Source organism: Vibrio gazogenes (assembly GCF_002196515.1).
GTDB classification, from domain to species: Bacteria; Pseudomonadota; Gammaproteobacteria; order Enterobacterales; family Vibrionaceae; genus Vibrio; species Vibrio gazogenes_A.
Map to the genome: position 1 here is coordinate 1,094,455 of NZ_CP018835.1, position 24,825 is coordinate 1,119,279.

The following is a 24,825-nucleotide window of genomic DNA, read 5'->3' on the forward strand; positions in this document are numbered from 1 at the left end:
ACATCACAAAAACGAATCACACAGAGAACAAAATCAGTGAAATCATCTTAAAGTAAAGCTAATCCAATCAAAACTTTGAAACTCAATAAAACCGTCAGTTAATGGCTCTCTATAAATATAGAGTATCAATAAAGGCCCGTGTATGATGACGCCCTCCAAGTCATATATCGTGTATTCACTTGGACATCAACACTACCAAATAATACCGTCTGATAATGGATATACCTTATGCTCAACAAAGGACATCAAAACCATACCAATTGCAGTACATTCAAAACACCTTACGAATGTATGTTCCACTGGGCTGAATCGCGGCCTGATGATATTTATCTGAAGCAGATTAAACATCGCCGCTTTGAGACCTATACATTTGCTCAAGTGGCCGACCATGCGCAAAGGTTGGTCAGTGCATTACATGATCTCAACCTTAACCCCGGAGACCGAGTCGCAATTATTTCTAAAAATTGTGCTGAATGGTTTATTTGCGATCTGGCGATGATGCTGGGCGGTTTTGTCAGCGTACCGATCTTTCCGACTGCCAAAGAAGACACCATCGATTATTGTCTCACTCATAGTGAGTGCAAAGCAGCGTTTATCGGCAAACTGGATGACATGACCGCGGTGATGGATGTTCTGAACAACCAACCTGAGTTACTCAGTATTTCTCTTCCGTACGATAGTGCGCCACACTGCCAATATCAGTACAACCAACTGATTCACGATCATCCCCCTACAACCTACAAACCGGAACATGATGAACAGTCGCTGATGTCAATTGTATATACATCAGGCACATCCGGTACCCCCAAAGGTGCGATGTTAAGTTATGGTGGCTTCGCCTGGTCAGTCACCCAATTAAGTCAGTTTATCGGGATCAATCGTCATGATCGGCTTTTCTCATATCTGCCGCTGGCACATATCACAGAACGCGTTTATATTTTTGGCTCTTCTATCTTCTCCGGTGTACAGACTGCATTTCCCGAATCCCTCGATACGTTTATCGAAGATGTAAAAATGCATTGCCCGACGCTATTTATTTCCGTCCCTCGATTATGGACACTTTTTCAGCAACGCATTCTGGATACCCTCCCCCAAAAACGGCTTGATCTGCTCCTCAAGATCCCATTGATTCGAACCATCATCCGCAATAAGGTCGCTCATGCATTAGGCCTGAATAAAGCGAGAGTTCTTGGCTGCGGCTCGGCACCGGTCTCTCCTGAGCTGCTGCTTTGGTATGATAAACTGGGTCTGGAGATTACAGAGGCCTGGGGAATGAGTGAGTCTTTCGCCTACTCAACACTCAACTATCCTTATCAAAAATCCAAAGTCGGTACGGTCGGCCTTGCCGGTCCGGGTGTCACTCTCAAGATAGCAGAAGAAGGTGAAGTTCTGGTTCAGAGTAAAGGGTTATTTACCGGTTACTACAAAAATGAGCAGGCAACCCGAGAAGTCTTAACCGATGATGGCTGGCTGAAAACGGGTGATATTGGCAAAATTGATTCGGAAGGTTATCTGTCGCTTCAGGGGAGAAAGAACGATACTTTCAAAACAGCGAAAGGGAAATTTGTCTCCCCGGTTGCCATTGAGAAAAAACTCTATCAGGCCAGCCGTGTTGAAATGCTCTGTCTCATTGGTTTAGGTCTGCCCGGACCAATCTTGTTAGTTGTTCCGCATGATATCCCCAACTTCAATAAAACACGATATGAACGGTCAGCCAAACGTATCGTCGAAACACTCAATCAAGAATTGCAATCCCATGAGCAAATTAGAGGGGTGTTAATGGTTAAAGAAGTCTGGAGTGTTGAGAATGGTATTCTAACGCCAACACTCAAAATCAAAAGGCACTTACTGGAACAACAATATCACCAACTGGGATTACACTGGCCAAAAGATAAACTGGTGGTATGGGAAAATGATATCTCCGAAAATCATCCATACGGCTAAGTTCATGAATGACTTTCGGATACTTGGTGCGAAAAACGAATGCCGGGATCACAGTTGATTAATCCCAGAAAGATTTTTGACATTCTTTGTGGGCTTCTTCCCGGCTCAAACCAATATCTTCCAACAGATGTTCCGGCAATTCTGATAATTGTCGGCGTGTCTGATAATTTCGCTGCCAATGTTTTATCAAAGAGTAGATATTCTTAACCCAAAAACGATAAGTATCAATCAAAGGTGGTTGAATTTTATTGACAATAACGTTCATAGTTTATCCTTGATATATAGTGTTTTCGTGGTTAAATCATTATCGAAAATAGCTCGTGGCACAAACGATAAAAACTGACACTCAATTAAGGAAAACTTAAGTGAAAAGTCGTCTACCTCCTTTACAATCTGTCTATTATTTTTACATGGCAGCGCAAGCAGGCAGCTTCAAAATCGCATCTGAGCAGCTTTTTGTCAGTGCAGCTGCAATCAGCCAACAGATTCGTCAACTAGAAGAGTGGTTGAAATGTGAATTGTTCATTCGTCAGCATCGGCGTGTCCATCTGACAACCGAAGGACAGATCCTATATAAATATGCGCAAAAAGGGTTCTCTGAACTCTATGCAGGAATACAATATTTAACGCAGGATCCGTCACCGAATCAGCTATCAATTTCGACTCATCCGGCTTTCGCCCAACACTGGCTTGTCCCCAAACTTCAAGAATTCAGACAAAAACATCCAGATATTATACTGTTGATCGATCCGAAAGATGCATTGGTCACATTTCAGGATGAGTCCGTAGATCTCTGTATTCGTTATGGGCAAGGAAACTATGAAAACCTGACCAGTATTAAGCTGATGGATGAAGTACTCTATCCCGTTTGTCATCCGCTCTATCAAAAACAGCATCGCATCGAATCAGTGAATGATTTATATCGCGTTGATTTAATTGAAGATATGATTCCTGATATGAGCTGGGAGTTATGGTTAAACTCGATCGGTGCCCCAACCGGACGTCCAACCCTTCAATATGAGGGATCGCTGTTTGTATTGGAAGGCGCGTTAGCCGTACAAGGTGTTGCCCTGATGAAACACACGCTGGCCCATCGCTATATTCAGGAAGGAAAACTTATTCGCATAGGGCATCAGGCAATTCGGTCTCGTTACAGTTACTATATCTGTGCCCCAGAAAGTTACCTGCAAAGAAAAAAGGTCAAAGTCTTCATTGCCTGGATCCAAGAACAAATCGCAACGTTCACCCTTTCCGGCTTAAACGAGCTTGATATTATTGAACAGACCATTATCGAACGAACCTAAAGCAATGTACGTAAGATGTAGATGATAAAAAGCTTCAGCGCAAATTCGCGGAGTGAAAAACATCACCATCGGTTTAGAACTGACAACAAAAAGCCCCGTCAGCTTTCGCTAGCGGGGCTTTGTCGTTAAAAAAGGTTAACTCAAAGAATTACTTCTTCGCGTTACGTTCTTTAACTTCAGCAATCACTTTCTCAGCAACGTTTGCTGGACATGCCGAGTATCTTTCGAACTCCATAGAGAACTGACCACGACCTGAAGTCATCGTACGCAGTGTACCGATGTAGCCGAACATTTCTGATAGAGGAACGTCTGCTTTAATACGTACGCCAGTTGCACCAGCTTGTTGGTCTTTGATCATACCACGACGACGGTTCAGGTCACCGATGACGTCACCAACGTTATCTTCTGGTGAGAACACGTCAACTTTCATGATTGGCTCAAGAAGCTGTGCGCCTGCTTTTGGCATTGACTGACGGAATGCGCCTTTCGCTGCGATTTCAAATGCGATTGCAGATGAATCCACTGCGTGGAAGCCACCGTCAAACAGTTCAACTTCAACGTCCAGAGTCGGGAAGCCAGCCAGAACACCGTGCTGCATCATACCTTCGAAGCCTTTCTCGATTGCAGGCCAGAATTCTTTAGGAACGTTACCACCAACAACAGTTGATTTGAAAGTAAAGCCAGAGTTTGGCTCACCTGGTTTGATACGGTAGTCGATCTTACCGAACTGACCAGAACCACCAGACTGTTTCTTATGTGTGTAGCTATCTTCGATTTCTTTGGTAATCGTTTCACGGTAAGCAACCTGAGGCGCACCAACTTCCAGCTCAACGCCGTAAGTCCGTTTCAGGATGTCTACTTTGATATCCAGGTGAAGTTCGCCCATACCTTTCAGGATGGTTTCGCCTGAATCTTCATCAGTCTCAACTTGGAATGATGGATCTTCTGCAACCATCTTACCGATCGCGATACCCATTTTCTCAGTAGAACCTTTATCTTTCGGAGAAACCGCGATAGAGATTACTGGTTCTGGGAAGATCATTGGCTCAAGAGTACATTCGTGTTTTGGATCACACAGCGTGTGACCAGTTTGAACGTTCTTCATACCAACAACTGCGATGATATCACCAGCTTGTGCTGAAGTGATTTCAGTACGGTCATCTGCCTGCATCTCAACCATACGGCCGATACGTTCAGTTTTACCCGTTGCTGAGTTAAGAATTGTGTCGCCTTTCTTCATCACACCTGAGTAGATACGGATGAAGGTCAGAGCACCAAAGCGGTCATCCATGATTTTGAATGCCAACGCTTTCAGTGGTTCTGCTGCGTCTACTTTCGCCACTTCACCAGTTGGTTCACCAGTTTGTGGATCAGTCAGTTCTTGTGGATCAACTTCTGTTGGGTTTGGCAGATAATCAACAACTGCGTCCAGAACCAGCTGAACACCTTTGTTCTTAAATGCAGAACCACAGTAAGTTGGGAAAAATGCTAGATCACGTGTCCCTTTACGGATACAACGTTTGATGTCTTCGATAGAAGGCTCTTCGCCGTCCATATAAGCCATCATTAAGTCGTCGTCTTGCTCAACAGCAGTTTCAATCAGGTACTCACGGTATTCGTCTACCTGATCAACCATATCTGCTGGAACATCTTTGATTTCGTAGTTTTCTGGTAGACCTGTGTCATCCCATACGTAGGCTTGACGAGACAATACGTCAACAACGCCGACGAATTCGTCTTCACGACCGATAGGTAAAGTCATTACCAATGGAGTTGCTGCCAGTACGTTCTTCACTTGTTCAACAACGTTGAAGAAGTCTGCACCCATGCGGTCCAGTTTATTTACGAAGATCAGACGAGATACTTCTGATTCGTTCGCGTAACGCCAGTTGGTCTCTGATTGTGGTTCAACACCACCAGAACCACAGAATACACCGATACCGCCATCAAGAACTTTCAGTGAACGGTATACTTCTACTGTAAAGTCAACGTGTCCAGGAGTATCGATAACGTTTAGACGGTGGTTTTTCCACTCACAAGTTACCGCAGCTGATTGGATAGTAATACCGCGCTCTGCTTCCTGCTCCATGAAGTCCGTAGTAGATTCACCATCGTGAACCTCACCAGTTCTATGGATTTTACCAGTAAGCTTAAGAATACGCTCAGTGGTAGTGGTTTTACCCGCGTCAACGTGCGCGAAAATACCAATGTTTCTGTATTTCGATAAATCTGCCATTGTCTTACTCTGTTAATAAGGTATAAAGTGCGCGCAGAGTATATCATAATCCATCAAGACTGATAGCCCCGCTCGCGGTTTGGTGAAAAATATTTTCCACCGCCTTATTTCGAGGCGGTTTTCAACATTTTCGCTGGTTATTCATTTGAGAAACAAGCTAAATTTCTCAATCTGTGCTATTAAAGCTCATCAAATGCCTGAATCGCATCGGCCAATTTTTTCACCGCATGGATTTGCATCCCTTCAATACCACCTTTCGGCATATTTGCATGAGGAATAATGGCTTTTTTAAATCCATGTTTAAAAGCTTCATTTAACCGCTCCTGACCACTCGGTACAGGGCGAATCTCTCCCGCAAGACCAACTTCCCCAAAAATGACCACATCTTTGGGTAAAGCCCGATCCCGAAAACTCGATAGTAATGCCATCACCAGTGCCAGATCCGCACTAGTTTCAGTGACTTTCACACCACCGACCACATTCACAAACACATCTTGATCAGCCATCATCAGACCACCGTGCTTATGTAACACCGCCAGAAGTAAAGAAAGACGGTTTTGTTCAAGGCCGACAGCCACCCGGCGTGGGTTCGCAAGTTGCGAGTAATCCACCAATGCTTGAATCTCAACTAAGAGTGGCCTCGTGCCTTCCCAGACAACCATGACTGAACTACCGGATGTTTCTTCTTCACCTCTGGATAAAAATATAGCAGAGGGATTACTGACTTCTCTCATCCCCTGTCCGGTCATCGCAAAAACGCCCAGCTCGTTCACCGCCCCGAAGCGGTTTTTATGACTTCTGAGCGTCCTAAAACGACTGTCGGTCCCGCCATCCAATAACACTGAGCAATCAATAATATGTTCAAGCACTTTCGGGCCGGCTAGCGTCCCATCTTTTGTTACGTGACCGACAATAAATAGTGCTACATGATTTTGTTTCGCATAGCGAGTTAATGCTGTAGCAGACTCCCGGACTTGAGACACACTGCCCGGCGATGACTGAACATCAGCCATATGCATGACTTGAATCGAGTCAATCACCATAATCTTCGGCTGTTCTTGTGCTGCAATCTGGCAAATTCGGTCAACACTGGTTTCTGATAACATGCGGAGCCGATCTTTCGGCAATCCCAAACGAGACGCGCGCATTGCAACCTGCTGGAGCGATTCTTCACCTGTGACATACAACGTCGGAACCCCACTGGCGAGATAACACATGACCTGTAACAATAACGTGGATTTCCCGGCCCCAGGATTACCACCGATCAAAATAGCGGCACCGGGGACAACACCGCCACCCAAAACACGGTCTAACTCTTTGAACCCACTGGTAAAACGAGGCAATTCTTGTAGGTCAATATCAGCCAGTGTTTGAACCTTCGTTTCTGTCACGCCACCTGCATAACCACTCAATCGCTCATTCCGAGAAACCTGAGGAGAGGCCGCCAGCCTGACTTCTGTAATGGTATTCCATGCACCACATGCATTACATTGCCCTTGCCAGCGAGGAAAATCCGCACCACAATCATTACAAACGTATGCTCTTTTTGTCTTCGCCATATCCCCTCAACTCGACTATGGAATGTGATTCAGTATACAGTTTAATTCGAGTAAACCCGAAAATAACAAATAACTCATTAAATTATTGACCAAAAAAGCCGATAATTATTTCAGAGCGTGGACATCATAAATAATTATGCAAAAAACAGAAATTAGATCTATCGCGGAAAAATTAATTCCAGCTTATAAGTCAGAGGATTTTGAAAAAATTCTGTCACAGATGACAGAAGGTGAACAGCCCTCTGTCAAATTACTTGTCAAAATGGAGTTGAATCGAGTCATGGGGCCTTGCACCAAGATCGTTGATCTCCGTGGCCGTGTTCAGGGTGAATGTCGAGAATATCTCCTGAATGGCCTACGTCACTGGCTCGATGATGTCGCTTTTAATGACTATTACAAATATATCAAAAAATTTGGTGGTTATACCGAAGGCGTGTGGGAAGCTCTTTATAATACCCGTAATAATTTTCGGGTAATGAAAGAGAGAAATACCGACAACCAGCCCAGTCTTACCGATTCAGATAGTCCTTTTGAAGTGGAGACGATTCAATTAGGCTACGATCTGAAGCGCCGAGAAAACCGGATGAAGCTTGCTTCACAGGTTGATATAACCTTATCAAATGGACAGAAGGTTGTTGCGGTCACACTCGATTTTTCTCCTTCTGGCGCAAAAATTAAAGTGCCAGCGGCATTTGATTATAAACTGGGAGAAAGCATCCAACTTTATTTCTCGGAACTAGAACAAAAACACCCGCACCTTGAAGCCCTCCAATCTCCAGTTGAGTACCGTATACTCGGTATCGATGAATCTCTTGAAAATGATGCGGTAAAATTTCTTCGATTGATCAAACTGACCGACACACAGGTGATTGAGCAAGTCATTCAGGAACACCTGTTCAATGAAACGCAAAAAGCGCGTCACGATAATCAAGACAAGATCATGCGGGCCAGAACCCGAGCTTACGAACACACATTTCTGAAACATGCTTGTCAGCTTCCGGTATTCTTTGAGGGAGATAAGCTCAAAGTTGTCCTTTTGACCGAAAGCAACCACAATATCTGGCAGTATTGGCATGATGAGCGAAATCAGCAGTCGCTGGGTAATCTATTTAACCAGCAACGGATGTCGCTTCTTGCGAAACAAGGTGTGAGCGAAAGTAGTAATACCCTCTATACCTTTAAACATGACTATCAAGAAAAATGTTTATTTTTTTCCATGATGAAGTCAGAAACAACACCCGAATTACGCAAATTATTTTGGCATATCGGTGCCAAAAAGGAGTCTTGGCGAGCTTTCCGAGTCTCAATGTTTGAGCTCAGCGCTCAGGAACGGGAAAGTCTTGCCACCGAATCACCGGAGCTGACCAAGCATCTTTCTTCGCTGACTCACTGTGGGATCTTACAAGAAGTCAGTAATCCAGAAACCGCTGCAGATTACCAGCTGGTCGATAAACCGAAAATGCCCAGCAGTGAATTAAATATTTTCCGCCATCCAAGAAAAGTAAATGGTTATCCTATTTCAATCTTCTTTGATGCCCGCTCTCAGCGCAAAGAGCCCCGCTATCGGCTGAACTCACCGGTCTCGATCGAAACCGCTCAAGGTGACCTCATCAGCGGCAAAACCATTGACCTGTCCAAACGGGGCGTGTACATCACTCTTGAAACGCCCATTGTTCTGAAGGTCGGTGATCCGATCAAGGTCGATTTTATTGAACTCAAACTCTATAACAAGAAATTACCGCTGGATCAGGTCCCCTATCAAGTCGCCCGCATCACGCCAAATGGTCAGCGAATCCAGCTTGCTATTCAGGAAGATAGTAAAACGATAAAAATCATTCGTTTTTTCAATCGATTAATTGAGAGTAATCGAGATAAATTGATCGAAAATGACGAAGTACGCCCCTCCTTAGAACTACTTGAGGGGCTGCATCATATTCTCTTGGATAAGATTGTCTGCTCACCAATCTTTGTCGAGCGACAGGGCGCTTATCTCAAAACCACCGCCATTGGGGTCAGTAGTCCACTCGAACCCTATCAGGTGTTGCTGGCAAAACTTGGACACGGGGAAGGCTATATGTCGCTGGATCCGATTTTTAAAGGACATAGTAATACCCTGATCGCGCAACCGATGAAACATGTTAATGGCGCACAACCTCACCATTTTGATATCTATTTCTCCGTCAGGAAATTCGGTAACCGGGTCCAATCGATTGAAACGCGCTTATTATCTGATTTTACAACCATCCAGGAACGAATCTCTTTTATTCAGGAATCGTTAGTTATGGGGGATATTTATGTTCTCAGATATTGTGCAATTGCGGTTTTCCACCCAGTGGCAAAATTGCTACGTTCCGATCTGGATGAATTATCACTGATTAATATGCACTATGCCAAAAATATCGAAAAATCAATTGCTTCGATTGTCGGTTATGGTGAGTTTTTTGATATTACCGAAGAGGTACTACTTCGTTTGGAAGTCAATTAGTTCAGCATCGGAAGGCGGCAAGATACGAATACCATTGGTATCTTGCCGCTCATGAAGAGGGTAACCCGATTGATTAAGACCGTAATACCAGGCTTGCCGATAAAATACAGAGAATACCGCCCAACTGCGCATAGCGAATCGCAGACTGGGCCTGAGCTTCAACTTTCGGTTTCGCATGGAACGCAATTCCCAATCCGGCAGCATCCATCATCACCAAATCATTCGCCCCATCACCAACTGCAACGGTGTTGACCGACTGCAGATCATATTGCCTTGTCAGGTTACGTAAAATATCAGCTTTGGTCTGCGCAGAAACAACCTCACCTAATACCTTACCCGTCAGTTGACCATCGACAATTTCTAGTACATTCGACTGCGCGAAATCCAGCGCGAGCATCTCTTGCAGATAATCAGAAAAATAAGTGAAGCCACCGGATGCGATTGCGGTTCGCCAACCAAAATCTTTTAACGCTGAGATCAACTCACGCAACTCCGGCATCAAAGGCAGCACCGCCCGAACCTGTGCAAGAATATTTGCATCCGCACCGGTCAACTGAGCAACTCGCTGACGGAGACTCTGCTCGAAATCGAGCTCACCCTGCATCGCGCGCTCTGTAACGGCTGAGACTTCAGCACCAACCCCAGCCAGTTTGGCGATTTCATCAATACATTCAATCTGAATGGCTGTCGAGTCCATATCCATGAGTAACAAACCCGGTTGGCTTAAATCGGGGAGCGCGTCAACACGGGCATAATCAACCTGCAACTGTTGAAGGATGTTTTCATGAGAGACCGTTAAATCACCTGCCATTAAAGCAACATCATAGTGGCCGACTCGCCAAATCCGATTGATCGGATTGAACATGCCGGTTAATTCATCAAACTGAGTAAAAAAATCAGGAGACAGGGAGGCACTGTATAAAATCCAGTTCGCCTGAACATTTTGTATCCGTTGCTGTAACTGTTCTGCGAGTGCCGTCTTTTGCGTGATTAACAATGTCTTTTGCGAGTTCATGAAATTTCTCTGTAATGAAAGTAACCCGACGTTAACCTATTGCAATTTAAAAACGCAAGTATCAATATGACTTCTGATAAAAATTCTTGTGGTTAAGGTACAATGAGTGGTTCCCTGTTTTCGCTACGCGTAGTTCTACGCATCATTGCTGTCCTCAGTGTTGTCATGATGTTTGTCTTTACGGCAGAAAACAGCGTGATGATAAGTAAAGGTAATGAAAAAATTCAGACTAATCAGTTGGAAACCCTGACCAAACTACTGATCTCACAGGCTTCACTTACGGCCAGTAGCTTTTTAGCAGAGCAGGATGAAGAAAAACTGAAATCGCTGACCAATCAACTGGCGCGAGATCGATTAGTGTTTGACGCAACAATTTATGATGCAGAAGGTGTGCAAGTTGCCGCCAGCGATTCAGCGCTCAGCGTCAGGGATGTTTTAGGTCTGGATACTCCGCTGAAAACGGCGAGTATTGGCAGACAACAATTGGTTGAACCGGTGTTACACGACAATAACGTGATCGGTTTCATTCGTATTACTTTTGAAACGGGGAAAGTGACAGCTATCTCTGATCACCATTACCGAAAAAGTGATCGTTATATGTATTTAATGATCTTGGCAAGCTTTACCAGCGGTATTCTACTGACCTTATTACTCCGTCGTCAGAAAAGACGCACCCGTCAAGGCGAGAATTTACTGTTAAAAAATGCAGGATGACGACTGTCACCCTGCACGTTTAATCACTCTATAGAGTCAAGTCTTACTGCGCATCACCGATCAACACGGATTCAAGCGCAATCTCAATCATGTCGTTGAATGTCGTTTGACGTTCTTGAGAGGTGGTTTGTTCACCAGTCTTGATATGATCGGATACGGTACAAATTGTGAGTGCTTTCGCACCATATTCGGCAGCCACACCATAAATACCGGCAGCTTCCATCTCTACACCGATAATGCCGTATTTATCCATCACATCAAACATGTCTGGATCCGGTGTATAAAATAGCTCGGCAGAAAACAGGTTACCGACTTTCACATCAACACCGCGTGCATTGGCCGCTTCTTCAGCCGCTTTCACCATCTGATAATCGGCGATAGCCGAAAAATCATGATTCTTGAAGCGGATACGATTGACTTTTGAATCGGTGCAAGCACCCATTCCGATCACCACATCACGGACATGAACATCTGAACGAACCGCCCCACAGCTGCCAACCCGGATCACTTTTTTGACACCAAAATCTTTAATCAGCTCTGTGACATAAATAGAACAAGATGGAATCCCCATACCATGTCCCATCACAGAGATCTTCCGCCCTTTATACGTTCCGGTATAACCGAACATATTTCTCACGTCGCAAACTTGTACGACATCATCTAAAAAGGTTTCAGCAATATATTTTGCTCTCAGTGGATCTCCCGGCATCAAGACGACATCGGCAAAATCTCCCATTTCAGCATTAATATGTGGCGTAGCCATTTTTTCTCCTTAACTAACTATCAGATCACACTGATTAATATGAATCAGAATTTTGAGAAACTTCTGTGCCTTCCAATGTTGCCAATAAGGCATTTAACAAACTGGATGCACCAAAACGATAGTGGCGACTGTCAGCCCATGATTCACCCATGATCTCATCAGCCATCGACAGATAAAGTTCAGCTTCTTGTGTCGTTCTAACACCACCGGCTGGTTTAAAACCAACTTTATCAGCGACATCCAGATCGCGAATGACTTCCAACATCATCTTGGCATACTCAGGTGTTGCATTTTCTGCCACTTTCCCGGTTGATGTTTTAATAAAGTCCGCCCCCGCGCGAATCGCGATTTCAGAAGCTTGTTTAATCAGTGCTTCTGTTTTTAATTCACCCGTTTCAATAATCACTTTTAGCAGTACATGATCACCACAAGCCGCTTTACATTGTTTGACTAAGTCGAAACCAACCTGCTCATCCCCGTTCATCAGAGCACGGTAAGGAAAAACAACATCGACCTCATCCGCACCATAAGCAACCGCAGCCCGGGTTTCAGCAAGCGCAGATTCAATATCATCCCGTCCGTGAGGAAAGTTGGTAACTGTTGCGATCCTGATATCCGGTGTGCCTTGCTCCCGGAGCGTTTTTTTAGCGATAGGAATAAAGCGAGGATAAATACAAATAGCAGCGGTTGTACCAAAAGGCGTCTTCGCACTTTGACACAATGAAATCACTTTTTCTTCAGTATCATCGTCATTCAACGTAGTTAAATCCATTAAGGTTAACGCCCGTTGAGCCGCAGACTGTAATTCGTTCATACACCACTCCGTTTTAATAAACCATCTCAAATCGACATCCAACCATTTTATCTCACCAACAAGTCAGGGATATAGGAGAATAACCCCGCTACCGATCACGCAATCGGTTTGTATCTCATTATGTTATTGGCGATTAAAATCGTCACAAATAAAAAAGGCCTCAAGGTCTCGACCCTGAGGCACTGAATCATCAGTATTCACCCGACTCTTTTACTAAAAAGAGAGGAAGAATCCTGCAATCGTTGCAGCCATTAGATTCGATAATGTGCCGGCAACGACCGCTTTCACACCCATCCGGGCAATATCATGTCTCCGGTTTGGTGCGATGCCCCCCAAACCGCCAAGCAAAATGGCAATTGAAGATAAATTCGCAAAACCACATAAGGCGAAAGAGATAATTGCAGTTGTTTTCTCTGACATCACTTGCCCTGTCGCAGCAACAAGCTGAGCATGATCACCCATGTAAGGCACAAAGTTGGAATAAGCGACAAACTCATTCAAAACAATTTTCTGCCCAATAAATGAACCGGCCGTTGTGGCTTCAGACCAAGGAACACCAATGATAAAGGCCAATGGTGAGAACAACCAGCCAAGAAGTAAGTTCAAAGAGAGTTCAGGCATCCCAAACCAGCCACCGATACCGCCAAGCATACCATTCACTAAAGCAATCAAGCCGATAAACGCTAGTAACATGGCACCGATATTCAACGCCAGCTGCATCCCTGTCGATGCACCACTTGCTGCGGCATCAATCAAATTCGATGGTTTGTCATTCCCTTCATCAAAATCTTTCAGTTCTTGAGCATGTGGCGTTTCAGTTTCGGGTTTCATAATTTTCGCGAACAATAAACCACCCGGTGCGGCCATAAAAGACGCGGCGACCAGAAACTCCAAACGAACACCCATCGCAGCATATCCGGCAAGTACGCTGCCCGCAATCGAAGCGAGACCACCACACATGATGGCGAATAGCTCAGACTGTGTCATTTTTGGTACGTAAGGACGCACGACTAATGGCGCCTCGGTTTGCCCGACGAAGATGTTTGCAGCAGCAGACATGGATTCAGCACGAGATGTCCCCAATGCTTTCTGCAACGCGCCACCAATGATTTTAATGGCAACCGGCATAATACCAATGTAATACAGTACAGCAATTAAAGAGCAGAAGAATACAACAGCAGGAAGCACTTGAAACGCGAAGATGAAGCCCAATCCATCAACCGAGAAGTTGACTAAGCTGCCGAACAAGAACCCGGTACCGTCCTTGCCGTAATTAATGACGTTCTGCACACCAGCGGTTAACCCCGCCAGAAGATCGCGTCCCCAAGGGTTATAAAGAACAAAACCACCTACTAAAAATTGGATGGCAAAAGCGCCACCAACCGTTCTAAAATTGATCGCTTTACGATTATCTGAAAGCAGGAAGGCAATTCCAAGTAGAACAACCATTCCCACTAAGCTCATAAACAAGCCCATAGTTTATGAATCCTTATACGTGAATTATTCGTTTGAGAGGAGGAAGACATTTCGGTTGCGGATTATACGGTGCCCCAAATCAAAAGCAATTACGGGTCACACATTTATCCACAAAAGAAAAATCATTCACCACAATTATTGATGCTAATCACAAAAACTGCCCGACTAAAAACCATTCAACATCATCAGTTAACAAAAAATCAACATCACACAAGTGAGGTTGTATGCGATCAACATACAACACGACAATTTGCAGATATCCAACGATTGCACCAAAAAATAGAATCAGTCAGTAAAAATAACTATATCAGATAAACCACTTGAGAATTTTGTGGCATATCAAATATTATATTATATAGAAATATCAACTATTTGAGGTTGATTTTTCTTATCCTTGAAATTGCACCAGAATGAAACAAAACCAATCAAATTACAAAAAATAAATGATGTGAGTCTCAAAAAAACCACATCCTTTACTATAAAACATGCTGATTTTAACAAAAAATGAACACGAACAATTAAATACCACATTAAACGTCAATAAAAATGTGATCTATATTAAAAAGCCATTCTTTTATTAACGCCATCGATAGACTGACCGTCTACCTATCGATGTATTTATAAATGCATTCAGTGAATATGTTGATATTAAGGGTAGACCAAGAATCGGATTTCAATAGAGGGATATGGAAACATAAAGGTGAAAAATGAAGGGACTTATCGCTCAGTTTCTAGGGGCTGTTGATCTTTCGTGGTTGAATTTTGTTCAATCTGTGTCAAGGCCAAAGACCTGATGGCTATTTTGCCATAAGTGCTCAGCAATATCTGTCACTGCACACTCCCTCAGTTGTGCCAAAGCCTGCAACACCAGTGGTAAATATTTGGGATGATTTGACTGCCCTTGTAATCCACACAATGGCATATCCGGGGCATCCGTCTCTAGTACCAAAGCTTCTATCGGAAGCTGGGCAACAGTGCGGCGTGTCTTGGCAGCCCTTGTATAAGTAATCACACCACCAATGCCAATTTTAAATCCCAGTTGAATAAATGCCTGTGCTTGCTGTTCACTCCCTGAAAAGGCATGTAATACACCACCACGGGTAAATTGATGTTGTTTGATCAACTGTAATAAGCGTGACTGGGTCTTACGACTATGGAGAATCACCGGTAATCCGGCATGCTGGGCGATACTCAGTTGAGCAATAAGGATAGCTTCCTGAAGCGCCATCGGAACATCGACAACAGCATCCAATCCACACTCTCCGATTGCCACACAATTTTCATCAGAAACAGCCAGACGAGCTTCCAGAAAACTTATGCGTTCAGCGCAGCTCATTTCAGCGCTATCGGTATTTAAAAAATAAGGATGGAAACCAAGGGCATAGAATAATTGCTGCGGTGCGGTGGTAGTCAGTTCTTGTACCGCATCCCAGTTACTGATCCCTACCGAAGGAATCAGGATACGAGAAACACCGGCATCAGATGCCTGCTGCCAGTGTAACGAGCTTTCAGACTGAAATGGCTCAAAATCAAAGTGACAATGTGTGTCAAACAACCGAGGTGTATCAGACCATCGAGGCTTAACGATCTTGGTCATGCTCTTGCTTTGCATCGGTCGTTTCACTTCGATAAGGCACGCAACTTCGTTTTTGTGCCGGTGTTAAGCCCATACGCAGACACCAATTATCGTAACGCGCCAGACAACGTTTTAACCAACGCCACATCAGCCTATCCTCCGAACAATTATTGTTCTTCCCGTTTGAAGACTAACTCTGTTGCCGTGGACTCTCCGGCATCATAGCGATATCCGGCAACATCAAAGTCCAACAATTTCTCGACAGAGGAAATCCGATTCTCAATGATATAACGAGCCATCATGCCTCTTGCTTTTTTCGCATAGAAGCTAATCACTTTATATTGACCATTTTTGCAATCTTTAAACACTGGCGTGATCACTTGAGCATCCAGAGATTTGACATGAACCGATTTAAAATACTCGTTGGAAGCCAGATTGACCAAAATGTCATCACCCTGCGCCTGAATCGCCTCATTGAGCTTTTCCGTAATCACATTCCCCCAAAACTGATAGAGATTATTACCACGAGGATTGCTCAGTTTGGTCCCCATTTCCAACCGATAAGGCTGCATTAAATCAAGAGGCTTCAGTAAACCATAAAGACCAGACAACATCCGCAAATGCATCTGCGCATAATCCAGATCATCATCAGAAAGGGTCTCCGCCTCAAGGCCCGTATAAACATCCCCTTTGAATGCCAGCATCGCTTGACGAGCGTTTTCAAAAGAGAATGTTTTCTCCCACTCAGCAAATCGGGCGACATTGAGACCGGCAATCTTATCACTCACTTTCATCAGTGAAGCAATATCAGCCGGGGTGAGCTGACGGCAGACATCGATTAAAACTTCTGAATGTTCGAGCAATTCAGGGAGCGTATGTTTATCGGTCTTTAAAGGCGACTCATAATCCAAGGTTTTAGCGGGGGAAACGACGATTAACATACTCTATTCCTTTCTCTGCTGATCATTATATTGATGTTATATGTATGACGGTCATAACGAACCGGATCACGGTGAATCTGACACGTTCTATTGCATAGCGTACAAAAAAAGCCATGCGTTGTCTGCATGGCTTTTTCAATCCTTACTATTGGTTTTACCGATAATTAATCTTTCGGGTTTTCCCAAATGCCTTCTTCTAACTGAGATTGCAATTCAGGGTAGTCCTTCACATTAAAGGTCGGTACTTTTCCGGCTTTCAACTGGCGGTTATAGTCTTTTGCCAATTTCACCACGATACCGGATAGCAACAGAATCGCAATCAGGTTCACAATTGCCATCAGTCCCATGGAAACATCCGCCATTGACCAAACAGTCGGCAGTGTAGCTAAAGAACCAAACATCACCATCGCCAGGAAAACCACCCGGAAAATGGCTAAGCCTCTTTTATTGTTGTGTTCCAGAAACACTAAGTTAGTTTCAGCATAGGAATAGTTGGCAATAATGGACGTGAAAGCAAAAAAGAAAATGGCAAAGGCAACAAAAATACTGCCCCATCCACCGACCTGAGAATCCAGCGCACGCTGCGTTAATTCAATCCCGGTGATTTCACCATGTGGCACGTACTCACCTGACATCAAGATAATCGCAACTGTAGCAGAGCAGATCACGATGGTATCAATAAACACGCCTAGCATCTGAACATAGCCCTGAGAAGCCGGGTGCGGTGGATACGGTGTAGCCGTTGCAGCCGCATTCGGGGCAGACCCCATCCCTGCCTCATTTGAAAACAGGCCACGTTTGACACCATTGATCATGGCTTGAGCAATCATATAACCCAGACCACCGGCAGCAGCTTCCTGAAAACCAAAAGCACTTTTAAAAATCAGACCAAAGACTGCCGGAAGCTTATCAAGATTCGTCAGCAGAATGAAAACCGCAATCGCCAAATAGGCCAGAGCCATTACCGGAACAATTAATTCAGCCGTGCGGGCAATTTTCCGGATACCACCGAAAATCACAAACGCGGCTAAAATCACAATACCAACGCCGATATACATAGGTTCATAGCCAAACGCGGTATTCATAGCATTGGTAATCGAGTTGGCTTGCACGGCGTTGAACACCAGACCGAATGCAATCATCAGGAAAATGGAGAACAGAACCCCCATCCAACGCATGCCCAAGCCTTTTTCCATGTAATAGGCGGGACCACCTCGATAATTACCATCCCGATCTTTAGTCTTATACAATTGCGCCAATGCACTTTCGGCAAAGGATGTTGCCATCCCGACCATCGCAGTCATCCACATCCAGAAAATGGCGCCCGGCCCACCGGCAGTCAGTGCCACGGCAACGCCTGCCATGTTTCCGGTTCCGACTCTGGCAGCAAGACTGGTACATAATGCCTGAAAAGAAGAAATGCCTGCCTTATCTGATTTACGGCTATTTTTCAGCACACTGAACATATGGCGGAAATGACGAATTTGAATAAATTCAAGTCGGATAGTAAAGTAAATCCCGACGCCCACCAATAGATAAACAAGGATTGACCCCCAAAGCAGGTCATTTAATAAATTGATTAAGTCTGTCACAAGAACCTCTTTAAGAGTTCAGAGCATAAGATTGCTCTACACCATCACTTGATATGTCCCTATCTTATAATAATTTAATTTAGCAACAGTCCCTGTTGTCCCTCGCATATATATCCGAATAAATCGCAAACACATTCACTCAGCGCGGAAGATAATGCTATCGAACAAATAAAAAATCAATACACAACACTGTTCGCACAGGCTATTTCTATCATCATATTCACAACAAAATAAAACAAATGAAAAACAAAAAAATAACATTCATTTAAAATAATGCTTTACAAACCCGTTAAAAAAAGCGAATTTTAGAGCGACAGAGGCATTGCATGATTCAAGCGTTTCACCAATGTTGACAGTTACCTAAGACGTTACCGGAGACAAGTCACCAGATCCGCTTGAAACATCACCTCAACATTGACACATTCAGTTGTCGATCACTCAAGTTTGTTAACAATCTCAGAAAAATTTGCAGTATACTCGCGACGCTCAACAGAACAAAAAACGTACAATTTTATTTTCCTCAGCATAAAAATAGGGATCTTTGTTCAGAAATAAGTCATCAAATCGAAACAAATGAGAAACATATCATAGATATACTTACTGCGATTGTGATATTTAAGACTCATACAGAGCAGATTTCGTCATAGAGCATACATAATAGAAGAGGCTAATTATGGATGATTTGCACTTTGAAGATATACTTGAAAAAGAGATTAGTAAAATCCGTGTAACCCGCTCTAAACCAACCAAGCGAATGTGGAGAGAAATAGAAGCAATACGCGATAAACGCCGATTACAGAAAGAATTAATGGAGATGGATATCAGTCTTGAACTTGATGATATCGATATCTAAACAAGTAAAAAGGTTCCCGAATGGGAACCTTTTTTCGTCTTATTTGCTTTCCAGCATCTCTTCTCTAACGAGCTGAGCAAGCTGTTTATATCGATCTGCAATGGTCTCGCCGAAAACGGGGTCATCTTCGTTTTGCGTCCATTGTCCTTCAACGTGCTGCCAATCTTCCACAGTAAAGGTCTGCTTAATCAGCGGCAAAATTTCTTTTTCTTCCAAATCCAAGTGACGTTTCTGTTCCACAATAAAATCAGATAACTGATTAATGAATACATCCTGAGGTACAATCACATCCTGCAAAATCATATCGATCACATCAAGAAACTGATGCGTTTTCTCCGATAAATTACGATGGTCAGCTTCCAGATCAGCGATATACTCCCTTTCCCCGTACTTTTCCATATAGTACTGGTAGATTAAATCCTCTTTTGGATGGTGGGCAGCTTCTGAATGTGAACACAAATAATCGACAATCTCTTTAATCAGGGAATAATTGACTGCCTGTTCATTCTTCAGTCTTTGCAACTTCCGCTTGAGGATGGCTAATAAACGGGTCATGTAACCATGTTCCCGACGAATCCGTTCTATCATCATGTCGCCTCTCCGGTTCATAATGTGATAAACAAATTGTATATAACTTATCCGGGGGCTGATTTGATTCTGGTCGTAAAAAATACAATTTTTCGCTACGGTACCCTAGTCCAGAATTGGCTGCCAGTTGATCGGGGTCTCACCATGTTCTTGAAGATACTGATTTGCTTTAGAAAAATGTTTACAGCCAAAAAAGCCGCGATGTGCCGATAAAGGAGAAGGATGCGGTGCGGTCAAAACACAATGTTTTTGACGGTCAATAAAATGTCCCTTTTTCTGTGCATGAGCTCCCCATAGGAGAAAGACAACGTCTTGACGATGCTGGTTAATTTCTGCAATGACTTTGTCCGTAAACGTTTCCCAGCCAGTGCCAGCATGAGAATGAGCTTGACCTTGTTCGACAGTTAAAACCGTATTGAGCAGAAATACCCCTTGCTCTGCCCAACTTTTCAGATAACCATGTTCCGGTATCGAAAAGCCGGGGATATCTTGAGCAAGTTCTTTATACATATTGACTAAGGAAGGCGGTGTTTTCACCCCCGGCAAGACAGAAAAACAGAGTCCATGAGCCTGATTCGGCCCGTGATACGGGTCTTGTCCGAGGATGACAACTTTGACGTCACTGAATTCAGTATAACGAAATGCATTAAACACATCTTTCGCTGGCGGATAAATAACTTTTCCTCGCTGACGCTCTTTTTCTACATAGGTCAGCGTTTCTTGAAAATAAGGCTGCTGTTTTTCCGCACCGATTACATCGTGCCACGTCAGTGAGTTTGTCATGAACCATCCTAAAGTAATGTCGAGAATGGCTCTATTCTACTCATAAAAAGAATCGAGTTGCACCTGCAAAGATGTGAATTCGTTTTATCGGCCTCGTGGTGGCACGACACTGCGATGACGTCCCCCCGGCCCAGATACGTGACGGTTCGGCACCGGTAAAGGAGATGACGGACGGGATATTGAATGGATCATGCATGACATAACAGCCTCCAGAGACACAATGTCTGAAAATAAAACACCCAATATTCCATGAAAAAAATATGCCAAGTTATACGGTGACAATTCCTGCACGAACGGTTGCAGCATAATCACGTAATGTCTGGATCTCTTGCGGCCATAACTCTGGTTTAATTGTTTCTAAAATCAATGGGATATTATTAAACCGTGGATCTTTGGCTATATATTCAAAGCACGCCCAGCCAATCATCCCTTCACCTAATGAATGATGCCGATCAACTCGTCCCCCCAGATCGATTTTTGAATCATTAAGATGCATTGCTCTGAGGTAGTGCATTCCAACATGTTGATCAAATTCAGCAAATGTCTGCTGACAAGCTTTTGCCGTTCTCAGATCATACCCAGCGGCAAATAAGTGGCAGGTATCCAGACATACACCGACGCGTTCCTTGTCATCGACCAACTCGATAATTCGGGCCAGATGTTCAAACCGCCAGCCAAGATTGCTGCCCTGTCCTGCCGTATTCTCAATCACGGCAATCACCTCAGGGACCTGTTGATGAGCGAGATTAATCGATGCGGCAATGGTTTCCAGACACGCATCTTCGCTAATCTGGTTCAAATGACTGCCCGGATGAAAATTCAGCAAATGTAGTCCGAGTAACCGGCAGCGTGTCATTTCATCAATGAAAGCAGCCCGTGATTTTTCCAGCTTTTCCGGATCCGGCGTCCCCAAATTAATTAAATAGGAATCATGCGGCAATATATGCTGGGGTTCAAATCCATATGTCCGACAGTTCGCCCGAAATGCATCAATGGAACTTTGCAACAACGGTTTAGCCTGCCACTGCCGCTGATTCTTCGTAAAAAGTGCAAAGCTATTCGCACCAATCTCCGATGCACGAAGTGGCGCATTTTCAACACCACCAGCAGCTGAAACATGGGCACCGATAAATTTTTGATCTTGCATTGAATGCCCTCACATCCATAAATTGAGTTGATATGCTCATTTCACGTTATCATTTGTTGTAAATTTACAACACTAGAGCACTTTAAAATAATTTTTAAATATTAAAAAAATTTTAAATTTATATTTTTTAATGGCTTATTGACAAAAATCAATAAAATAGTATCAAGCCATTTCGATTTTGCTGTTATTTTTTGACCTATATCAATACAATAAAAAGGGTTATTTGCTATATAATACTTAGCTCAACTTATTTTGAAAGTTAACACCAATCAGCGCCACACATCAGTGGATGAGGAGAAAGCAATGCTTCAAGGTATCCAAATTACAAAAGCCGCGAATGACAATCTGGTCAATTCAATCTGGTTACTTGATCAAGAAAAAAACGAAGCACGTTGCATGGCAGCAACCGCCGGTTATCAATATGATCAAGTTATTCCTGCCAGCGATCTGGGTGAGTATGAGTCTCGTGAACTCGCGATTGAGAAAGCACCACGTATTGAAGGTGGTCAACACCTGAACGTCAATGTCTTGAAAAGAGAGACACTAGAAGACGCTGTTGCACATCCAGAAAAATACCCACAGTTAACGATTCGTGTCTCTGGTTATGCAGTGCGTTTCAACTCATTGACTGCAGAACAACAACGTGACGTTATCGCACGTACTTTTACTGAATCACTGTAATTGATGATAAACCAAGTGAGTCAATCATCATAACTCACTTGGATGTCTCGATAGCTCATCAAAAAACGGCACCAAAAGGTGCCGTTTTCTTTTCATGATGTTTATGACTGAACTCGACGTAAGATCGCTTTCAGTGCCTCAAAATCATCATCAAGTTCTTCTGAAAGCAGTACCATTTGAGCATGTTTTGCCAATGGTCCCGGTAGTGGGATGTCTGTTTCCAGGATCTCATCAACGACTTCTTTAAATTTCGCAGGATGAGCAGTACAGAGGAATAATCCAGTCTCTCCCGGCTGTAGTTGTTGATCTAAGGTTCGATAGGCAATCGCACCATGCGGCTCACATAAATAGCCCAACTCATAAAGCTCACGTACCGATGCAGCACTTTGCTCATCCGTAACCACACCTTTACCGAGCGTTTCTAAACCCCATCCCTGAATACGGCACAATTCTTCAATGCGTGGCCAGTTATTTGGCTGGCTCACATCCATCGCATTGGATGTCGTCGCAATCGTCGCTTTCGGTTCCCACTGACCGGTTTCCAGATAACGCGGTACAGTATCATTTACATTGGTTGACGCGATAAAACGCTGAATTGGCAATCCCAATGCTTTGGCTAACATACCAGCCGTCAAATTACCAAAATTACCACTTGGTACTGAAACAACCAGGTTTTCGCGCTCTGCTTTGCTCATTTGAGCCGCTGCTTCAAAGTAGTAACAAATCTGAGCCATCAAGCGGCTGATGTTAATTGAGTTGGCAGAATTCAGCCCGACTTCATCACGCAATGCCTGATCATCAAAGGCTTTTTTCACTAAAGACTGACATGCATCGAAATCACTGTGAATGGCAACCGTATGGATATTTTTACCCAGAGTGCAGAATAACTTTTCTTGCAACGGACTGATCTTTCCTTGCGGATATAAGATCACAACCTGAATATTCTCCATGCCATAGAAAGCATGAGCTACAGCGGCACCGGTATCACCGGATGTTGCTGTCAGAATGGTGATTTTTCCGCCATCTGATACGGTGGCCAGAGACTGGGCCATGAAACGCCCACCAAAATCTTTAAAAGCCAAAGTCGGGCCGTGGAATAGCTCTAATGCATAAACCTGATCTTTCACCTTCTGGATCGGTGCTGGAAACTGAAACGCATTCTCAACCAAAGTCTTCACTGCTTCAGGAGACAGTTCATCACCGATCAACGCCGACAAGATTTTTGCACTGCGGGAGACAAAATCCTCAGCTAACAATCCATCAATATCATCAAAACGAGGGAGTTCTGATGGGAAAAATAGTCCTTGATTACGGCCAAGCCCCTGACGGACAGCCTGACCAAAAGAAACCTGCTCATCATTCTCTTTAATATTATAAAGCTTCATAGCTTACTTCCTGTCTGTTTCGAGCCTTGCTTATTCAGGCGACAAATATGGACGAATCCATTTTCATTCTGTACATAATTCTGTTCGAGCCACTGAGCGACACGTTCTGCAACATCACGCTCCCGGCAAACACTAAACAACGTTGGACCACTTCCGGAGATCCCCGTGGCTAGCGCACCAGCTGAAGTTGCATACTGGCGAGCCGCAGCAAAACCGGGCAGCAGTTTCTCACGATATGGTTCGGCAATCACATCTTTAATCATTTTCGCCGCTAACTCCGGCTGATTCGAGTGACAAGCATGGATAAATCCAGACAAATAGCGACCATGTGCGATGATGTCCTGACGCCGATATTGGGCCGGTAAAATGGCACGCGCTTCAGCAGTTGAGACTTTGATTCCCGGATAAGCCATCACCCAGAACCAATCATCAAAACAAGGGACTTCTTGGCTAATAATTCCCAGTTCTTCAATCATCAGTTGCACGCCGCCAAGATAGCACGGGGCAACATTATCATAATGAACGCCACCGGAGATCTGCCCTTCCATCTCGCCCATCAGCGCAAGGAGTTCCATCTCATTTAAAGGGTTACCATGAAACTGATTCAGGGCATCCAATGCCGCCACAATCGAACAAGCGCTCGAGCCGAGTCCTGATCCGATGGGCATATTCTTCTCAAGTGTCATTTCAAGCGGCTTTAAATCAACTGCTTTCTTTTTCAGTTCTCGTCCAAAAACAACCCAGCAATCATAAACAATATTGTCTTGCGGATTGGCTGGCAATTTATCCACAAAACGCCCGACAGCGTTGAGAGAAAACGCAGATTCACCGCTTTTCACTTCCACTCGATCGCCGAGCAATGTACCGTCTATCGGAGAAACTGCAGCACCCAGAACATCAAATCCGACACTGACATTACCGATAGAAGCCGGTGCATAGATCACCACACTTTCTTGTTGTGTGCTCATA

The 24,825-nt window shown here is 44.0% G+C and carries 22 protein-coding genes; 6 read left to right on the forward strand and 16 right to left on the reverse strand.

The window, feature by feature from the left end; all coding sequences use genetic code 11:
- Positions 1-228 precede the first annotated feature (228 nt).
- On the forward strand, positions 229-1,944 hold the full coding sequence (locus tag BSQ33_RS05040; protein ID WP_088133501.1) for an AMP-binding protein: 1,716 nt from the start codon (positions 229-231) through the stop codon (positions 1,942-1,944).
- Between the two features lie 58 nt (positions 1,945-2,002).
- Here BSQ33_RS05040 and BSQ33_RS05045 read toward each other — a convergent pair whose 3' ends face one another.
- Complete coding sequence (locus BSQ33_RS05045; protein WP_088133502.1) at positions 2,003-2,209, reverse strand: DUF1127 domain-containing protein; 207 nt, start codon at positions 2,207-2,209, stop codon at positions 2,003-2,005.
- A gap of 100 nt (positions 2,210-2,309) precedes the next feature.
- Here BSQ33_RS05045 and BSQ33_RS05050 point away from each other — a divergent pair, with 100 nt between their 5' ends.
- The gene (locus tag BSQ33_RS05050) at positions 2,310-3,248 is read left to right on the forward strand and encodes a LysR substrate-binding domain-containing protein (protein ID WP_088133503.1); all 939 of its coding nucleotides are present in this window, start codon (positions 2,310-2,312) and stop codon (positions 3,246-3,248) included.
- 148 nt (positions 3,249-3,396) lie between these two features.
- On the opposite strand, the gene fusA is transcribed toward BSQ33_RS05050, so the two are convergent.
- Both fusA and radA read right to left on the reverse strand, forming a co-directional pair.
- On the reverse strand, positions 3,397-5,484 hold the full coding sequence (gene fusA / locus BSQ33_RS05055) for an elongation factor G (RefSeq protein WP_088133504.1): 2,088 nt from the start codon (positions 5,482-5,484) through the stop codon (positions 3,397-3,399).
- Positions 5,485-5,663: 179 nt separating this feature from the next.
- Positions 5,664-7,043, reverse strand: a complete 1,380-nt coding sequence (radA, locus tag BSQ33_RS05060; RefSeq protein ID WP_088133505.1) for a DNA repair protein RadA — start codon at positions 7,041-7,043, stop codon at positions 5,664-5,666.
- A gap of 136 nt (positions 7,044-7,179) precedes the next feature.
- On the opposite strand from radA, the gene BSQ33_RS05065 reads away from it, so the two are divergent.
- On the forward strand, positions 7,180-9,528 hold the full coding sequence (locus BSQ33_RS05065; RefSeq protein WP_088133506.1) for a PilZ domain-containing protein: 2,349 nt from the start codon (positions 7,180-7,182) through the stop codon (positions 9,526-9,528).
- 73 nt (positions 9,529-9,601) lie between these two features.
- Here the strand turns inward: BSQ33_RS05065 and serB are convergent, their stop codons facing one another.
- On the reverse strand, positions 9,602-10,543 hold the full coding sequence (serB, locus tag BSQ33_RS05070) for a phosphoserine phosphatase (protein WP_088133507.1): 942 nt from the start codon (positions 10,541-10,543) through the stop codon (positions 9,602-9,604).
- Between the two features lie 102 nt (positions 10,544-10,645).
- Between serB and BSQ33_RS05075 the strand changes: the two genes are divergently transcribed.
- Entirely contained in the window at positions 10,646-11,257 is a 612-nt protein-coding gene (locus tag BSQ33_RS05075) for a YtjB family periplasmic protein (RefSeq protein ID WP_088133508.1), read from the forward strand.
- 43 nt (positions 11,258-11,300) lie between these two features.
- Here the strand turns inward: BSQ33_RS05075 and deoD are convergent, their stop codons facing one another.
- The 7 genes from deoD to BSQ33_RS05105 form a co-directional block, all read right to left on the reverse strand.
- Entirely contained in the window at positions 11,301-12,020 is a 720-nt protein-coding gene (gene deoD, locus BSQ33_RS05080) for a purine-nucleoside phosphorylase (RefSeq protein WP_088133509.1), read from the reverse strand.
- 34 nt (positions 12,021-12,054) lie between these two features.
- Positions 12,055-12,834: a deoxyribose-phosphate aldolase gene (gene deoC, locus BSQ33_RS05085; protein WP_088133510.1), complete on the reverse strand. Its 780-nt coding sequence runs from the start codon at positions 12,832-12,834 to the stop codon at positions 12,055-12,057.
- A gap of 213 nt (positions 12,835-13,047) precedes the next feature.
- The gene (locus BSQ33_RS05090; protein ID WP_088133511.1) at positions 13,048-14,310 is read right to left on the reverse strand and encodes a NupC/NupG family nucleoside CNT transporter; all 1,263 of its coding nucleotides are present in this window, start codon (positions 14,308-14,310) and stop codon (positions 13,048-13,050) included.
- Positions 14,311-15,076: 766 nt separating this feature from the next.
- On the reverse strand, positions 15,077-15,907 hold the full coding sequence (locus tag BSQ33_RS05095) for a TatD family hydrolase (RefSeq protein ID WP_088133512.1): 831 nt from the start codon (positions 15,905-15,907) through the stop codon (positions 15,077-15,079).
- Positions 15,891-16,034: a DUF5363 family protein gene (locus BSQ33_RS21800; RefSeq protein ID WP_198298153.1), complete on the reverse strand. Its 144-nt coding sequence runs from the start codon at positions 16,032-16,034 to the stop codon at positions 15,891-15,893. The genes BSQ33_RS05095 and BSQ33_RS21800 overlap by 17 nt, the downstream gene beginning before the upstream one ends.
- 19 nt (positions 16,035-16,053) lie before the next feature.
- Positions 16,054-16,827 carry a peroxide stress protein YaaA gene (yaaA, locus tag BSQ33_RS05100; protein ID WP_088133513.1) on the reverse strand — a complete coding sequence of 258 codons (774 nt, stop codon included), beginning with the start codon at positions 16,825-16,827 and terminating at the stop codon, positions 16,054-16,056.
- A gap of 164 nt (positions 16,828-16,991) precedes the next feature.
- Positions 16,992-18,419, reverse strand: a complete 1,428-nt coding sequence (locus tag BSQ33_RS05105; protein WP_088133514.1) for an alanine/glycine:cation symporter family protein — start codon at positions 18,417-18,419, stop codon at positions 16,992-16,994.
- Between the two features lie 673 nt (positions 18,420-19,092).
- Here BSQ33_RS05105 and BSQ33_RS05110 point away from each other — a divergent pair.
- Complete coding sequence (locus BSQ33_RS05110) at positions 19,093-19,272, forward strand: DUF3545 family protein (RefSeq protein ID WP_072956086.1); 180 nt, start codon at positions 19,093-19,095, stop codon at positions 19,270-19,272.
- 39 nt (positions 19,273-19,311) lie between these two features.
- Here BSQ33_RS05110 and BSQ33_RS05115 read toward each other — a convergent pair whose 3' ends face one another.
- The 3 genes from BSQ33_RS05115 to nfo all read right to left on the reverse strand — a co-directional run bounded on the left by BSQ33_RS05115 (position 19,312) and on the right by nfo (position 21,790).
- On the reverse strand, positions 19,312-19,863 hold the full coding sequence (locus BSQ33_RS05115; RefSeq protein ID WP_088133515.1) for a hemerythrin domain-containing protein: 552 nt from the start codon (positions 19,861-19,863) through the stop codon (positions 19,312-19,314).
- A 102-nt stretch (positions 19,864-19,965) separates the two neighbouring features.
- The gene (gene ung, locus BSQ33_RS05120) at positions 19,966-20,643 is read right to left on the reverse strand and encodes a uracil-DNA glycosylase (protein ID WP_088133516.1); all 678 of its coding nucleotides are present in this window, start codon (positions 20,641-20,643) and stop codon (positions 19,966-19,968) included.
- Positions 20,644-20,911: 268 nt separating this feature from the next.
- Positions 20,912-21,790, reverse strand: a complete 879-nt coding sequence (gene nfo / locus BSQ33_RS05125) for a deoxyribonuclease IV (protein WP_088133517.1) — start codon at positions 21,788-21,790, stop codon at positions 20,912-20,914.
- 303 nt (positions 21,791-22,093) lie between these two features.
- Here nfo and grcA point away from each other — a divergent pair, with 303 nt between their 5' ends.
- Positions 22,094-22,471, forward strand: coding sequence for an autonomous glycyl radical cofactor GrcA (gene grcA / locus BSQ33_RS05130; protein ID WP_088133518.1), 378 nt, complete (start codon positions 22,094-22,096; stop codon positions 22,469-22,471).
- A 101-nt stretch (positions 22,472-22,572) separates the two neighbouring features.
- Here grcA and thrC read toward each other — a convergent pair whose 3' ends face one another.
- On the reverse strand, positions 22,573-23,856 hold the full coding sequence (gene thrC, locus BSQ33_RS05135; protein WP_088133519.1) for a threonine synthase: 1,284 nt from the start codon (positions 23,854-23,856) through the stop codon (positions 22,573-22,575).
- A complete protein-coding gene (thrB, locus tag BSQ33_RS05140) occupies positions 23,853-24,824 on the reverse strand; it encodes a homoserine kinase (protein ID WP_088133520.1) in 972 nt (323 codons plus the stop codon). Before thrB ends, thrC begins: the two co-directional genes overlap by 4 nt.
- Between the last annotated feature and the right edge of the window lies 1 nt (position 24,825).